The sequence below is a fragment of the Pseudomonas sp. 22072 genome, assembly GCF_052046095.1.
GTDB classification, from domain to species: domain Bacteria; phylum Pseudomonadota; class Gammaproteobacteria; order Pseudomonadales; family Pseudomonadaceae; genus Aquipseudomonas; species Aquipseudomonas paracarnis.
This window is the reverse complement of sequence record NZ_JBQEQE010000012.1, coordinates 64347-80154: the sequence shown is the minus strand read 5'-3', so window position 1 is coordinate 80154 and position 15808 is coordinate 64347. Positions and strand designations below refer to the sequence as shown.

Here is a 15808-nt window from a genome sequence, read left to right as displayed (position 1 = left end):
ATGTCGAGATACGGCAGCCTGTTTGAGCGGTTGAACAGCAGCGGAGCGCAGGCTCCCCGCCAGTCTCACGAGGCCGATCTCACGGCCTCGGTGGCCGGGCACCTGGCGAAAATGCTCAGTACCCGCGCAGGCAGCGTGCAAACCCTGCCTGACTACGGGCTGCCGGATCTCAACGACATGCGCCTGAGCCTGCATGACGCATTGAGCCAATCACGTCAGGCAATCGAACGCTTTATCGAACGCTATGAACCGCGGTTGAGCAAGGTTCAGGTGACCTCTTTACCCCGCGACCACCACCATTTGTCGTTGAGCTTTCGCATCTACGGCCTATTGGAGGTTGAAGGCGACAAACGTCCTGTTCAATTTGCTGCGAACCTGGATGGCAGTGGCCAGGTCACCCTACGCTGAGGAACTACTGATGTCTGCAAAACCTGCGGCCCGCAAGGGCGACCCAACCGCCGATGGCGACAGCAATCTGATTGATAGCGGCTCTCCCGATGTTCTGTTCGACGGTCTGCCGGCAGCGCGCGAAGGCGATACGACCGAGTGCGGCAGTGAGCTGTGCGATCAGCTGAGTTTGACAGTGCTGATCAATGGAAAAGCAGCGGTAATGGTGGACAGTGAAGGCAGTGCTGGAAATGTCGTGATGAGTGGGTCCAGGACCGTACTAATCGGAGATTCACCCTCCAAAGAGAATTCACACACGTCGCTGATCAATCTTCTTGCGAGTCCACCTACCCAAAAGCAACACGACAAACTCACCGAATATTTAGACTCCTTAATGTCACCCAAACCATCACCAAAACCTTGCCAGTGTAGCGGCACCGAAGTCACACAAATTTATGGTTACGACAGTATTCCAAGCTATTCAGGAGATATCCCCTCTCCATTCCCCTTGATGCCCTATGTTCCAGAAGCACACGAAGCCTTCAAGATCTACTTTCCCGCTAGCGAAATTCGCAGTTGGGTGCGTTCAGCCGCTGAGTACCACGGCATCCCACACGTTTTATTGGCTGTGATTATTCAACAAGAAAACTGGCCCAAAGCAGGTACTCTTCTGAAGATTGCCCAATTCGTCGAGCGCACCCTGACGACAATCTCTGCGATTACAGATGAGTTGATATTTGACCTATTCCCAGACAGGGTTTCCGCCAGCTCAAGTGGTTTGGCAAACATGAGCAGAGCAACGCTTAGAAATGCCGTGAAATATATAGAATTCAATTACAACAAGCCTCCCATGCCACCTGAAGTTCAGTACCGAATATTTGATTACAACCAAGATACCCGAATCCCTGGTGACGATTGGAAAGCTGATCTCTACTACTGCGCAGCGCACTTGCGAGAGTTGATTGATCGAGTCACTGGGCAGCTATGCCATAACGCAAAGGTCGACAAGGTACAACTTAGGGACATTATTTCCGCCTACAACGGGTCTGGCAAAGATGCAAGAAAATATGGGCGCGACGCTATCGCACTTCTAGAACGAGCAGACAAAGGCACGGACTATCTATATTTTTATGAAAAATAAAATCACAACCAAACGCATTTTTTATGCTTTCACGCTCTATGCAATATCAATGCTCATTACACTCACTAATCTATTCTCAAATACATTCATGCTCTTAACGGACCGAAGCAATTTCATCCCCGCCGAATCATCGATCCTATTTTTTGACCCCTACATCATTGACCAAGGCTCATCCAACAACTGGATATACGGAAAAGACAAAAAAAATTACTACTATTTTTCACACGACGACGACATACCTTACATCTATGTTTCAAAATCGAATACGTGCCCATACTTTGATAAAAATAATTATGAAACTTGGTGTAGCACTGTGAAAGGCCGACCAAATTAATCCCAACTTACAACTTGATTGCCCTACGACTTAGAACGGCAGGAAGTACAGATGTCACTCAACCACCACTACCAAAGTGAACTCACCGCCCTGCGCCAACTCGGCAAACGCTTTGCCGAGCGCAACCCGGCGTTGGCGCCGTTCCTGGCAGAAAGTGGACGTGACCCCGATGTCGAACGGCTACTTGAAGGCGTCGCCTTCCTGACCGGCCGCTTGCGGCAAAAGCTGGATGACGAGCTGCCGGAACTGACGCATTCGCTGATGCATTTGCTGTGGCCCAACTACATGCGCCCGCTGCCCGCGTTCGGCATGCTGCAGTTTGACCCGCTGACCCGCGCTGGCCCCGCGCAGCTAGTGCCGCGCCATACACCAGTGCAGTCCACACCATTGCAGGGAGTGCAATGCCGCTTCCAGACAGCCTTTGACACCGACGTTTTGCCGCTGGCGCTGAGCGGATTGGAGTACACGGTCACCGGTGAAGGCGCAGTGCTGTCGCTGCGGCTGACCCTGTGCGGCGAAGGCCACCTGCATGAGTTGGACCTTAAGCGCTTACGCCTGCATCTGACGGGTGAACGCTACATCAGCCAACAGCTTTACCTGAGCCTGCTGCAACAGTTAGACAGCGTGCAGTTGCGACTGTTGAGCGCGATGGGACAACCGCTCGAAGACAGCAATGGCAATACCTACAACAGCATCCTGCAGCGCGAGCACGTAAAACCGGTTGGCTTTGCCGAAAACGAGGCGCTGGTGCCCTACCCGCTCAACACCTTCCGGGGATATCGGCACCTGCAGGAGTATTTCGCCTTCCCCGAGAAGTTTCTGTTTATCGACCTGGAAGGGCTGGATGTTCTGGCGACACACCCAAAGGACGTGATCGAGCAGGCCCAGGGTCTAGAGCTGCGCTTTACCCTGACTGGCGCCAGTGCCCAGCGCGTGCAGCCTACCGTGGACAACATCCGGTTGTACTGCACACCGATCGTCAACCTGTTCTGCGACGATGCCGCACCAATCCGGCTTGATGGCAAACAGGACCGTTACCGCGTGCTCCCCGGTACGCAGGATCCTCAGCATTTCGGTGTGTTTTCGGTCGACAAAGTGATTGGCTGGAAGCCCGGCAACGCGGGGTACACCGAATATGCGTTGTTTGAGTCCTTCGAGCACGATGCCAGTTTCGATGGTCCGGGAGCCAGGCCTCATTACAGCGTACGCCAGGAGCCGTCGATGGTAGCTGGCCGCCTGGACACCTATCTGAGTTTCGGCCAGCGCGATGCCAGCCAGAGCGAGACGATTTCGGTCGAGTTGACTTGCACTAATCAGAACCTCCCCAGCCAGTTGGGTGACGGCACCATCTGCTTGCCGTGTGTGGGAACGCCCTCTTCGCTGAGCTTTCGCAACATTGGCCTGATCACCCCCTGCTATGCCCCACCGCTGCACCGTGACTTCCTCTGGAAGCTGATCAGCAACATGTCGCTCAACTATTTGTCCTTGGCCAACGTCGAGGCCCTCAAGGTCATTCTCGAAACGTATGACTTGCCACGTTACTACGACAAGTACGCCGAGAAGATCAGCCGCCAACTGATGAGCAGCCTGATCGAGATCCGCCACCAGCACACCGATCGCCTCTACCGCGGCCTGCCCATACGTGGCGTGCGTACCCACCTGACCGTTGACACAAGTGGCTACCGCAGCGAGGGGGAACTGTACCTGTTCGCCTCGGTACTTAATGAGTTCTTCGCGCTGTACGCCAGCCTGAACTCCTTCCATCAACTGCACGTACACAGCAAGCAAGGAGAGGACTACGTATGGACGCCACGCATGGGGCAACAGCCTCTGCTCTAACGCCCTTGAGCCATGCGATCCGCGAGTACAGCCTGTTCCAGGGCGTACAGCAGGTGCTGACTCAACTCGCCAAAGCGGCCCCGGGCCTGAGCGATGAGGCACTGTACGAGCGCCTAGAATTTCAGGCCAATGCCAGCATGGGTTTCCCCGGCCGGGACATCGATCAGGTGCAGTTTTTTACCGAGAAAGGCGTCTCACGTGCCCGGCTGCGGATCAACCTGGTCAGCCTGCTCGGGGCGGGATCGCCGCTGCCATCCTTTTACAGTGAACAGGCGTTGGCCGACAGTGATGGCGGCCGCTGCACCCGTGATTTCCTCAACCTGATCAACCACCGTTTGCAGTGCCTGCTGCTGCCTATCTGGCAGAAGTACCGCTACCACGCCCGGTTCCGCGCAGGCGCTCGCGACCCTCTGTCCGAACAGCTGTTTGCCTTGATCGGGCTAGGTGGGCAGCGCATCCGCCAAACCTCGGAACTGAACTGGAAACGCCTGCTTCCCTACCTAGGGCTGCTCAGCCTGCGTGCCCATTCCGCCGCGCTCATCGAGTCAGTGCTGCGCTACTACTTCAAGCATGCCGACCTGTTCATCGAGCAGTGCCTGGTGCGACAGGTCGCCATTCCCCTGGATCAACAAAACGCATTGGGAAGAGCCAACCATCAACTGAACGAGACAGCTGTGCTGGGCGAGCAGACCGTCGATGGCGGCAGCCGATTCCGCGTGCACATCCGCCAACTGCGCTGGGACCAACTGCACGCCTACCTGCCGATCGGCGACGACTACCGCCCGTTGTGCGCCCTGGTGCGATTCACCATACGGGACCCTTTGAGCTACGACATTCAGTTGCAGCTACGCCCCGACGAAATCCACGAACAACGCATTGGCGAAGACAACGAATGCCATCTGGGCTGGACCAGTTGGTTGGGCCATGAACACGCCGACGGCATCGTTTCATTGAATAGCGCACTAGAGGACAACTCCGATGATCAACGTTGATCTGCAGCACCTGGTCCAGGCATTGGATGCCGATTGCAAAGCTGAACTGGAACGCAGTGCCGAGCGCTGCATACGACGCGGAGGCCAGAAAGTTCTTATCGAGGACCTGCTGCTGGGGTTGTTGGAACGCCCGCAAGGCATGCTCGTTCGCGCCCTGCAGGATGCTGCGATAGAGCCCGGTGAGTTGGAGCGGGTGCTGCATGCCACCAGCGGCCAGAGCGAATCCCGCAACCCGGTATTTTCCACCGAACTGGTGCAATGGCTGCAGGATGCGCTGATGCTGGCCACGCTGGAGCTGCGCCAACCCTACATTGGCGAGGCGGCATTGCTGCTGGCCTTATTACACAACCCTCAACGGTATGCCGGCAGCCAATACCAACCGCTCCTGGCGCGGTTGAATGCGACACGTCTTCGCGAGTACGCTGAGGCTACGGCCCCCGCTCTGACGCCCGCCGCCTCCGGTACTTCTGTCGCCGCCGACTCCGCTCTGCAACGCTTCGCCCACGATCTCACCCAGCAAGCGGTTGAGGGCAAGCTGGACCCGGTCTTATGCCGGGATGACGAGATTCGGCAGATGATCGATATCCTCTCGCGTCGCCGCAAGAACAACCCCATCGTGGTCGGCGAAGCAGGCGTGGGCAAGACCGCCATCGTCGAAGGGCTGGCGTTGCGCATTGCGACCAAAGAGGTCCCGGAGGCCCTCAGGCACATGCGCTTGTTAACGCTGGACCTGGGGTTGTTGCAGGCCGGGGCAAGCATCAAGGGCGAGTTTGAACGGCGCCTGCAAGGGGTCATTGAGGAGGTGAAGAATGCTACCAAGCCAATCATTCTCTTCATTGACGAAGCCCATACCCTGATCGGCGCAGGCGCCCAGGCCGGTGGCTCAGATGCGGCCAACCTGCTCAAACCTGCGCTCGCACGCGGAGAACTGCGCACCATCGCAGCGACCACCTGGAGTGAGTACAAGAAGTACTTTGAAAAAGACCCCGCCCTGGCACGACGCTTTCAACCCGTTCAGCTACATGAACCCACCGTCCAGCAGGCGGTTACGATTCTGCGTGGGCTTGCGCCGTTCTATGAGCAGAGCCATGGCGTCTACCTGCGCGATGACGCGGTCGTGGCCGCCGCCGAACTGTCAGCACGTTACCTGTCCGGCCGGCAGTTGCCCGATAAGGCGGTCGATGTCCTCGACACGGCCTGCGCCCGCGTACGCATCAGCCTCGCTGCAGCCCCCTCACTGCTTGAGCGCCTACGCAATGAACTGGCCGAAGGTGAACGCCAACGTGAAGCGTTGCAGCGCGACCATGACGCTGGGCTGACAACCGACTCGCACGTACTAGCCGAGTTGCATCAGCAGCTCGATGCTACGGCCACAGAAGTGACGGCCCTGGAAGCAGAATGGGTGACCCAGCGCGAGGCGGCAAAAAAGCTACTGGATCTGCGCCAGCAATGCGCCGCGCTACGTCGCTCCCCCGCCAGTGAAGTGCATTCATCATCGGCGCTGGAAGACCTTGAAGCACAGCTACTCGAAGCGCAGTCGGCACTAGCCACCAGCCAGCACCACAAACGCCTGGTCAGCCACGAGGTTTGCCCGCGCTTGGTGGCCGAGGTCATCAGCCACTGGACCGGCGTGCCCCTCTCCCACCTGGCGCGCGAGCACAACAGCGCCGTCGCCGAATTCGGCCACGCCTTGGGCCAGCGCGTGCTCGGCCAGCCGCAGGCGATCAACGCGCTGGATAGGGCGATGCGGGCCAATGCCGCCGGTCTCAATCGCAGCGACGCACCGGTCGGCGTGTTTCTGCTGGTCGGCCCCAGTGGTGTGGGTAAAACGGAAACCGCGCTGGCAATGGCTGACCTGCTGTATGGCGGCGAGCGTTTCCTCACCACGATCAACATGGCCGAGTTCCAGGAAAAGCACACCGTGTCGCGCCTGATCGGTTCACCACCCGGTTATGTCGGCTATGGCGAGGGTGGCATGCTCACCGAAGCCGTTCGGCAAAAGCCCTATTCGGTGTTGTTGCTGGATGAGGTCGAGAAAGCCGACCCCGAAGTGCTCAACCTGTTTTACCAAATCTTCGACAAGGGCGTAGCCAACGATGGTGAGGGGCGCGAGATCAACTTCCGCAATACCCTGATCCTGATGACCTCCAATCTGGCCAGCGAGCAGATCTCCGCCCGATGCGCCAGCGGTCAACCGCCCACCGCGCAAGACCTGGAACAGCTGATTCAACCGACCCTGGTTCGGCACTTCAAACCGGCGCTGCTGGCGCGCATGCGGGTTGTGCCGTACTACCCCGTCGCGGGCGACGTGCTGCACGCCCTGGTCGCACTGAAACTGAATCGCTTCGGTGAACGCCTGACGTCGCGCAAGCTGCGTTTCAGCTACAGCGACCACCTGATCGAGCACCTCGCACAGCAATGCACCGATGGAGCCAGCGGCGCCCGCCTGATCGATGCCCTGATTGATCAACACCTGCAACCCCAGATCGTGGACCGCCTGCTCGCAGCCATGGCCGGTGGTCAACCGATACAGCAGGTACACGCCAGCGTTGATGCCCAGGGAGCGGTAGCCTGTGAGTTCACCTGAACCTGCAATCGACCAACTGATGCCCGACACCGAGGCGCTACTGCGCCACCTCGGTGAACTGGCGCAGTTGACGGACTGCGCCCGGCTTCAAGAGGGGTTGGTGACCACTGCGGCGCAGTTGGCCCAATGCCCGCTGAGCTACCTTTTCGTACTGGATGACACCGGCGCCGGGCTGAACCTGGCTGCCGCATGGTGTGATGGTCAGGTGCAAGCCCAGGCTGCCGATAGCCAGCCGCGCAACTACATGAACGAGGCGTTGCTGCAGTACTGCCTGAATCAGCAGCAATCCTTGAACATCCCTTTACTGAGCAACGGGCTGTATCAGACGGACTTTTTACCTGCCGGTGAGCCGGGCTGGCGCTGCCTGCTCTGCATCCCCTTGCATGATGTTTCACAGGGCCTTCGTGGCCTGCTGCTGGTCGCCGATCGCCACGCCCGTGATCTGAATTCATCCTCTGCTTCGCTCTGCCATCTAGGGCACTTCGTACTCGTACAACTGGGACGGCTCCGTCGCCTTCACCCAGAGCAGAAAATACAGCCGAAACAGGCCAACACTTCCGATCAACCTGTCAGCAATTACGGCCTACTCGGCAATAGCCCCTGCATGCAAGGTGTTCGTGAGCTGATCAGCAAGGTGCTGGACTATCCGGTCAGCGTATTGATCACCGGGGAAACGGGCACCGGTAAAGAGCTGGTAGCCCGTGCCATTCATGACAACGGCGCACGGGCCAGCAAGAGTTTTGTTGCACAGAACTGCGCCTCCCTTCCCGAGAACCTGCTGGAAAGTGAACTGTTCGGCTATGTGCGGGGCGCGTTCACTGGCGCCGATAGCCATCGCCCAGGCCTGTTCGATGCGGCCAATGGCGGCACCTTGTTCCTGGATGAAATCGGCGACATGCAACTGGCCTTGCAGGGCAAATTGTTGCGGGTATTACAGGAGGGCGAAGTACGCCCGCTGGGCAGCAATAAAACCCACAAAGTGGACGTGCGCATTATTGCCGCCACCCACCATAACCTGGAAGAACTGGTGGAAGCCGGGAAATTTCGCCGGGATCTGTTCTATCGGCTGGCCTACTTTCCCATTGAACTACCGCCACTACGAGCCCGTGGGGCGGATGTGCGGGCGCTCGCCGAACACTTCACTGCCACGTTCTGCACAACCTTGCAGCGCCCCACCTGCAGTTGGTCATCGGAAGCACTGGCCTTGCTCGACAGTGACACCTTCCCGGGCAATGTGCGCCAGCTCAGGGCCCAGGTCGAGCGTGCAGTTTTGCTTTGCGAGAGTGGCGAACTGCTGCCCTGCCACCTCGACCCGCGCCAGATACAACGAACGGTAACGGCCCCCACCAATCTTCAGCAACGCCTCGACCAGCTCGAACGCGGGCTGCTGCTGGACTGCCTGCGTCGCAATGGGGGCAACCAAAGCCAGTCCGCGCGGGAGCTGCAGGTGTCCCGCCGCACCTTCCTCAATCGGTTGGCGCGCTTGGATATCAAGCCGGCCGAACAGGACTTCAGGCCGGTAGAAAAATCGACCAAACCCCACTTCCATGACCCGATGCTTCGCTCGAAAGGTATCTCAGGATGAGTCAATCCCCTCTCGCACTGTCACTACCCGATGTAGCCAATGACTTCAAAGTGCTGGCCTTCAAGGGCAATGAAGCCCTCAACACGCCTTATTGCTTCGAGATCGAAGTGGTCAGCGAGCGTGCCGATATCGACCTGGAAGGCCTGCTGCACCAACCGGCGTTCCTCGCCTTCGACGCCCAAGGCGCCGGCGTGCATGGTCAGATCCACAGCGTGGCCCAGGGCGAAACCGGGCGGCGCCTGACCCACTATCACTTGGTGTTGGTGCCACGCCTGGCGTACCTGGCGCACGCTCACCAGCAGCGCATGTTCCAGAACATGAACGTGCCGAAGATCATCGCCGCCGTGCTGGAAGGCCATGGCATCCTCGCCGACAGCTACCGCTTCCAGTGTGGCCCGACGGTCTATCCTCCGCGCGACTACTGCACCCAGTACGACGAGACCGACCTCAACTTCCTGCAGCGCCTGTGCGCCGAGGAAGGCCTGAGCTACCACTTCCAGCACAGCTCCACCCAGCACCTGCTGGTGTTCGGCGATGACCAGACTGTGTTCCGCAAACTGCCGGAGACCGCCTACCAGCCAGGTGCGGGAATGGCAGCACAGCATAGCGTGGTGTCACGTTTCGGTGTACGGGTGGAAACCCGCGCCGCCCAGGTCAGCCGCCGCGACTACGACTTCAAGCAACCGCACGTACGCCTGAGTGCCGAGCAGCGGGTGGTGGTGGCCGAGGGCGAACGCGCCCCACCGCCGCTGGAAGATTACGACTACCCCGGCGAGTTCCGCGATGACGCCCGTGGCAGCCAATTGAGCAAGCGCGCCCTGGAACGGCATCGCCACGACTACCGCCTGGCTGAGGGCAAAAGCGATCAGCCGGCCTTGGTCAGCGGCCACTTTCTACCGCTCACTGCCCACCCGCGCACTACCTGGAATGACCTATGGCTGCTGACCGCCCTCACCCATGAAGGCCGTCAACCGCAGGTACTGGAAGAGTCGGTGACCAGCGACACCAGCAAGGACCCGAACGGGTTTCACCAGGGCTACCGCAACACCTTTACCGCCACGCCCTGGGACACCCCCTATCGGCCGGAGCTGAAGCATCAACGCCATGTGATCCACGGCAGCCAGTCGGCGACCGTCACCGGCCCGGCCGGTGAAGAAGTGTTCTGCGATGAATTTGGTCGCGTCAAAGTGCAGTTCCCCTGGCAGCGCACCGGCCAGGCCGACGAACACAGCAGCTGCTGGCTGCGCGTGGTCAGCGCCTGGGCCGGCAACCAGTACGGCAGCGTGGTGATTCCGCGTATCGGGATGGAGGTCGAGGTGTCTTTTTTTGAAGGCGATCCCGACCGTCCCTACGTGTCAGCCTGCCTGCCCAACACCACCAACCCGGTGCCCTACCCACTGCCCGCGAACAAAACCCAGTCGGTGTTCAAGTCCTCCAGCACCCCTGGCGGTGGTGGCTTCAACGAAGTGCGCATCGAGGACAAGAAAGGAAGCGAAGAGATCCTCGTGCATGCCGAGCGCGACTGGCGCCAGATCGTCAAGCACGACCATACCCTATACGTCGGCAATGTGCGGCGCACCACGGTTGGCGCCAATTGCTATACCGAGCTGAAAGCACAAGAACATCACACAACCCACGGCGAACGCATGGTCGCCATCAAAGCCAGCGATCACCTCAACATCGCCGAGAGCCAACATATCAAGGTGGGTGTCGGGCAGTTTGTTGAAGCGGGTAATGAGCTGCACTTCAAAGCCGGCGACAAGGTGGTCATCGAAGCCGGCGTAGAGCTGACGCTGATAGCCGGTGGCAGCTTTGTGAAGATCGACCCAAGCGGCGTCTGGTGCAACGGCAAGAAGGTCGGCCTCAACGCCGGGGGCAGCGCTGGCGAAGGTTCTGGTCTTCAACTGCTGTCCCCCCTGGAGCTAGCCCCCCCACCTCCGCCACTGGCCCCCGTACAGGCCAAGTTGATGCAAGTCGCACAGGAACAGGGCAGCGAACGCTGCCTGATCTGTGAAGCCTGTCAGGAGGGTGTATGCACGCCAGCCTGATCTCCCTGATCCACGCACCATCCCCTGCTGGGGCAATCGTCCGCCCGCGTGCAGAACAAGCACATCCCCTTGCCGCCCACAGGAGCCCATCCGCATGAGCATGTCCTCCGTCCTGACCAGTCAGTGGTTAAGTGAGCAAAGGAGCCACCAGCGCGACTTGGTGGTCATTGCCAATCCGATGGCAACGCCAAACCCGATCCCGACGTTGTTTGCCAGTGCGCCCATACGTGATTACGTCAAGGTCTATCAAGGCACGCCGTTTGAAAACCTCGCGCCACTGGGGCCATGGCTGGTGCGTATAAACGTCAGCACAATTGCTGCGCTGTCCGCTCTGCTGCAGTCGCCAGAACATCATTGGGGGTGGGTCGCCAGTGCGCAGCAGTTGGATATCAACGAGGTGGTTGCGCATTGGCAAGCCCGCATGGTCATCCATGATGAAGGGCAACGTGCGCTGTATCGCTTCCAGGACAACCGCGTCATCGCGCGCCACCTTCAGGCGCTGGATAGCCACCAGATACCACTGTTGCTGGGGCCGCTGTGCAGCGCATTGTGCTGGGACGGCGAGCAGTGGGTGAGTGTGGATAATCGCGCCCCTTGTACCTACCCGGAGCCCTTCGATACACCGTGGCTGAAAACAACGTCTTCAACAGAGCAATCCGCCGCAGCGCAGAAGGCCATATTGGAAACATGGCTCTGGGAAAACCAGTTGGAAGCTACTCAGCAGTTGCTCACCCGTGAACCATTGGCGCCCTGGCTTCAGATGCAGCTAGATAAGGCTGATAGCTGGGGTTGGTCCAGGCAGGAGCAGATTCATTTCCTGTTGGAACATCAGCTCAGTGACGACCTTGCCAATCTTCCTGCCTGGACTCCGCGCGCAGATGAGGCTCCAGACGCCCACTTTGTGAGAGTTCAGCAGGACATCCTGCAAACCAGCAGGGGATTGCAGCCATGAAAAGGCTCATATCCAAGGGTTGTTTGAGCCTATCTTTGCTTGGCCTTAGTGCCTGCAGTTGGGTCGCTGTGCTCGACAAAAAGAGCATCGTGTTTGTGCCTGAACGCAGCGGGTCACAGAGTTTTACCCTTGTAGGCGATGTTCCTGCGCAATTTGGCTTGGGCGTGACCGCTTGGTACGGACCTGCAGATGACACTCAACTGCACTGCCAGGACATCGACCTTTATAGCGGTCGGCTGAAGCCTCGAATCATCACCAAGGGGTTCGACATCCCGATCACGCCGCGTGCGAATGTGCAACGGCGCCAGATTCCGCTCACACATTACATTGGGGAATGCGAACTGATCCTTGGCAGAGTTGAGTTGGAGACCACGGGTCGTTTCGGCGACCAAAGCTGGCAGGAGGCCTACAACAAAACCAACTTCTACCTCCGAGCACAACTTCCTGGTGGTGAGCCTGATTTCGACAGAAATGGAGTACGAGCGGTGAATCGATACTGCACGTGGCTTTTCGGCGAAAGCATGATGCGAAATAAGGAGCTCAAAAAATCGCTCAGCTGTGAAGGCGAACGCACCGGCTATCTCGAGCGCGCCAATCTTTCCGGAAAATTCTTGAGATTGATGGTTGAACTCAATCCTGAGGAGGCCCCCTCCAGTGAACAATCCTGGATAAAGGTTCAGGAAGGCTGGAAACCATGCACCCCAAAAGCAGCAGGCGGAAAGAGATGCCAACAACCAATTATCTTCCGAACTTTCCAAATGAACGGCCAGACCTGCACGGTCTATCCTGGCTGCACGGAGTATCACGGATGACTAATCGCCTATCCAGGAACTGCCGAGGGCCTATACGCCCCCGTCACATTCGCCTGTTCGCGCTAGCCCTGACGGCCTCCACTCTCACCGCTTGCAGTTGGGTCGCTGTCATTGCCACAGAGGGTCCACTTCTATTGACCGAACGGCGTGGTCTGGACAGTTTCACCCTGGTGGCCGACCTGCCTGAAGGTTTCGGCCTCAGCATCATCGGTTGGTACGGCCCGGTCGATAAGAACCGCCTCAATTGCCAGGTCACCAATCTTCATAACAACAAACTGCAAGCCCGTGAGTTGGGTAAGGGAGTCGATATCCCAATCAACACCGAGGCTAAGTCCACCTCCCGCACTATTCCGCTCACCTATTACGTCGGTGCCTGCGAGCTTCGATTGGGCAAAGTTGAAATGGAGATTGACGGGCGTTACGGCAAAAAAAACTGGCAAAAAACCTATTCCGACGCAATTTTTTATATCCATAAGCGGGCGCCCGATGACGAACAAGGCTTCGACATAAACGGGATTCGTCAAGTAAATGCCCAGTGCACCTGGCTGTTCCAAGAAAGCAAATTACATCTGGAACTTACCAAGCTGCTGACCTGCAAAGGCGCCGGCGCCAACCTGCAATACGACCAGTTGGCCGGCAAGACGGTGAAATTGGCCATTGAGGTCAATCCGGAGGAAAAACCCTACTACGACGACACCTGGATCAAATTCCCAAACGGCTGGAAGCCATGCAAGACAGAAGGTAACGACTGGATTTGGTGCAGAACCCCTCCCACATTCCAAACCTTTCAAATGAACGGCCAGACCTGCACGGTGTATCCCGGCTGCACGGAGTAATCACGGATGACTTTTAAACTCAAAGAAACCTGCCCCAAACGTGGCCTCTGGTGCAGCTTTCGCCTGGTTGATGAACATGGCGACGCGACACCTTATGCCGGCCTCAATTACACCCTGCATGACCGCATGGGCATGGCCTACTCGGGGACACTCCATACTGAAGGCTACGGCTATCTGGAAAACTTCTACTGCGGCCCTCTGATACTTGATCTGAGTGCACCGTATACGGGGCTCAATACTTGGTATAGACGTCTTCAAACTCGACAACACTTCAAACTTCCTTTAACCGCCCTCCAGGTCGCCGCCGAACAGTCCCCCACCGGCCCACGCATCGATGGCCGCACCTACAAGGCACGCGAACGCGCCGAAAAAGAGCAGGCCGTATTTTTCCAAGTGGAAGTTCGCGACTTTGCCAAGCCGGGTGAAGCCGCCCACCTGCCGGAGGCTGATAGCGCATTGGATTCGTGCCCCTCGCCCTTTCTCAAGGAAGCCTGCACCCACTCCAACACCCAGCCCGGCATAGCCTTGATGGTCAACAAGCACAATGTGCTAGAAGTTCAAGCCCTGCGCGCCTACAACCCATTGCTCTCCCACGACAAAGGTTTCTGTGCGCTTAACGCCTACCATTTATCGATTATGTCGCTGCTCAGCTACGCCCCGTTTCACAAAGAGCGTGCCTATAACGAAGCCCCTACGCCACCGCCCTATAGGGACGAAGGTTGCATCGGCGCTGTTCTGCAAAGCCAGTTGGCTCGTTGTGAAAGACCGACCCATTTCAGCGACGGCGGACCCTATCACCTGCTCACTGAAGAAGTGCCGTATTCCAAACGCCTGGAAGTAGTGCCCTATGATCCGGCGCGGTATGCCAAGGAGGCCAAGGAAGAGTGGGATTTTCCCGAAAAAGTCCATTTCCTTCACCACAAGTCCGATACCCAGGCCTTCATTACCCATAACGACAGGGTGATGCTGATCTCGGTACGTGGCACCGCCGGTCTCACTGATGCACTGCGAGACATGGACGCCAAGCAAGTGCCATTCCTTGCCGATGAGGGCGGCCAAGGCAATGCGCACCGAGGCTTCTACAATTCCTTCGAAGTGACACGCAAATTTGTCGAACGCTACATGAATGCCTTCTACACCGGCAATCAGACCATCATGGTCTGCGGCCATAGCTTGGGCGGCGCCATTGCCTTGCTGCTGGCCGAGTGGCTACGGCTTCGCGCAAGCAAACCCAAAGTCATGCTCTACACCATCGGCGCGCCGCGCGCCGGTAATCAGTCCTTCGTCAAAGCCGCCGCCGACCTCACCCACCATCGCATCGTTAACCACAACGACCCGGTGCCTGGGGTGCCCTCCACCTGGATGGACGCCGAATGGAAGATGGTACTCCCCGGCACCACCCTGCTGATCGCCTCCATCGGCTCGCCCTGGATCGGTCTGATGCTGACCCTTGGCGGCTTGCTCAACCTCAAGGACGATAACTACGAGCATCACGGCGAACAGTGGCACTTCATGCCACGCAAACTAGGTAAAAATTCGGTGCTGTGGCAACCAAGGTGCGCAGCCATCGAACAGAAGACGTGCGCCGAGTTCGCCGCCCATATCGAGCTCAAAGGCGATATGCCAAAACGGGCGGCGTTTCTCATGCAAGCCTTGTCGGCCGCTGAGCACTCCAGCGACGGCGGCTACAGTCGCAACGCGTTGACCACCCTGCTGCGCTGGCATGCCAGCGTTCAGCACCGCGGGGGGAAGTTGCTCACCCCCGACGAGCGCGAACAGATCGAAAAGCAGATCAAGCCGCTACGAGCAGAGATGGAAAAACCTATCAACCTTAGCTACGAACGTTTTAGACACAACCTTCGCAGCCGCCCCCATCCACGGCTCTCGCAAACCTCTGAAGTGGAACTGCGCGGACTTTTCCGAACAAGTCAGCAGCGCCTTGAATCTCTTCAGAGTGATCAGACAAAAAGTCTGAGCCGAGCACAAGCACGACTGAAAAATCAGGACGAACATCGACTCGAATGGCAACACGTTTTCGGTGACATCCCAAAGAGCGATGAACTCATCAAATTGATCGACGAGTGGCTTGATCGCCCTGAAAACAAAAAAGCCGCCGCGTTGGCCAAGGTATCCAGCCCCAGCGAAGAACAGCAGGCCTACGCCTGATTTAACCCCAAACAGTGACTTTCCTCATCGGCATGGGGCGGGCACCTGTTGCCAAAATTCAATGAAGGAGCGCCCGAATGCGTTGTTTTTCACCTGTTTTTCTTCTTCTGCTGCTGTGCATCAGCGGCT

General features: G+C 58.1%; 11 protein-coding genes. All 11 read left to right on the top strand.

All coding sequences use genetic code 11. From position 1 onward, the window contains the following. The 11 genes from tssE to ACTJLA_RS14495 all read left to right on the top strand — a co-directional run bounded on the left by tssE (window position 1) and on the right by ACTJLA_RS14495 (window position 15679). A complete protein-coding gene (gene tssE / locus ACTJLA_RS14545; RefSeq protein ID WP_105226455.1) occupies window positions 1-408 on the top strand; it encodes a type VI secretion system baseplate subunit TssE in 408 nt (135 codons plus the stop codon). A 10-nt stretch (window positions 409-418) separates the two neighbouring features. Beyond that, on the top strand, window positions 419-1528 hold the full coding sequence (locus tag ACTJLA_RS14540) for a PAAR domain-containing protein (RefSeq protein ID WP_233098221.1): 1110 nt from the start codon (window positions 419-421) through the stop codon (window positions 1526-1528). A 385-nt stretch (window positions 1529-1913) separates the two neighbouring features. Continuing rightward, the gene (gene tssF / locus ACTJLA_RS14535) at window positions 1914-3701 is read left to right on the top strand and encodes a type VI secretion system baseplate subunit TssF (RefSeq protein ID WP_314544598.1); all 1788 of its coding nucleotides are present in this window, start codon (window positions 1914-1916) and stop codon (window positions 3699-3701) included. Continuing rightward, window positions 3665-4693 (top strand): type VI secretion system baseplate subunit TssG, encoded by a 1029-nt coding sequence (tssG, locus tag ACTJLA_RS14530; protein WP_440841472.1) that lies wholly within the window; start codon window positions 3665-3667, stop codon window positions 4691-4693. Before tssF ends, tssG begins: the two co-directional genes overlap by 37 nt. Continuing rightward, complete coding sequence (gene tssH, locus ACTJLA_RS14525) at window positions 4680-7280, top strand: type VI secretion system ATPase TssH (RefSeq protein ID WP_440841471.1); 2601 nt, start codon at window positions 4680-4682, stop codon at window positions 7278-7280. The genes tssG and tssH overlap by 14 nt, the downstream gene beginning before the upstream one ends. A gap of 19 nt (window positions 7281-7299) precedes the next feature. Further along, on the top strand, window positions 7300-8865 hold the full coding sequence (locus tag ACTJLA_RS14520; RefSeq protein WP_440841510.1) for a sigma-54 interaction domain-containing protein: 1566 nt from the start codon (window positions 7300-7302) through the stop codon (window positions 8863-8865). Further along, window positions 8862-10913: a type VI secretion system Vgr family protein gene (locus ACTJLA_RS14515; protein ID WP_440841469.1), complete on the top strand. Its 2052-nt coding sequence runs from the start codon at window positions 8862-8864 to the stop codon at window positions 10911-10913. Before ACTJLA_RS14520 ends, ACTJLA_RS14515 begins: the two co-directional genes overlap by 4 nt. Before the next feature lie 94 nt (window positions 10914-11007). Beyond that, a complete protein-coding gene (locus tag ACTJLA_RS14510) occupies window positions 11008-11865 on the top strand; it encodes a DUF4123 domain-containing protein (protein WP_314544611.1) in 858 nt (285 codons plus the stop codon). Continuing rightward, the gene (locus ACTJLA_RS14505) at window positions 11862-12677 is read left to right on the top strand and encodes a hypothetical protein (RefSeq protein WP_294204533.1); all 816 of its coding nucleotides are present in this window, start codon (window positions 11862-11864) and stop codon (window positions 12675-12677) included. Before ACTJLA_RS14510 ends, ACTJLA_RS14505 begins: the two co-directional genes overlap by 4 nt. Before the next feature lie 134 nt (window positions 12678-12811). Continuing rightward, the gene (locus ACTJLA_RS14500; protein WP_294204535.1) at window positions 12812-13513 is read left to right on the top strand and encodes a hypothetical protein; all 702 of its coding nucleotides are present in this window, start codon (window positions 12812-12814) and stop codon (window positions 13511-13513) included. Window positions 13514-13519: 6 nt separating this feature from the next. Continuing rightward, complete coding sequence (locus tag ACTJLA_RS14495; protein ID WP_314544615.1) at window positions 13520-15679, top strand: lipase family protein; 2160 nt, start codon at window positions 13520-13522, stop codon at window positions 15677-15679. The last annotated feature ends 129 nt before the right edge of the window (window positions 15680-15808 follow it).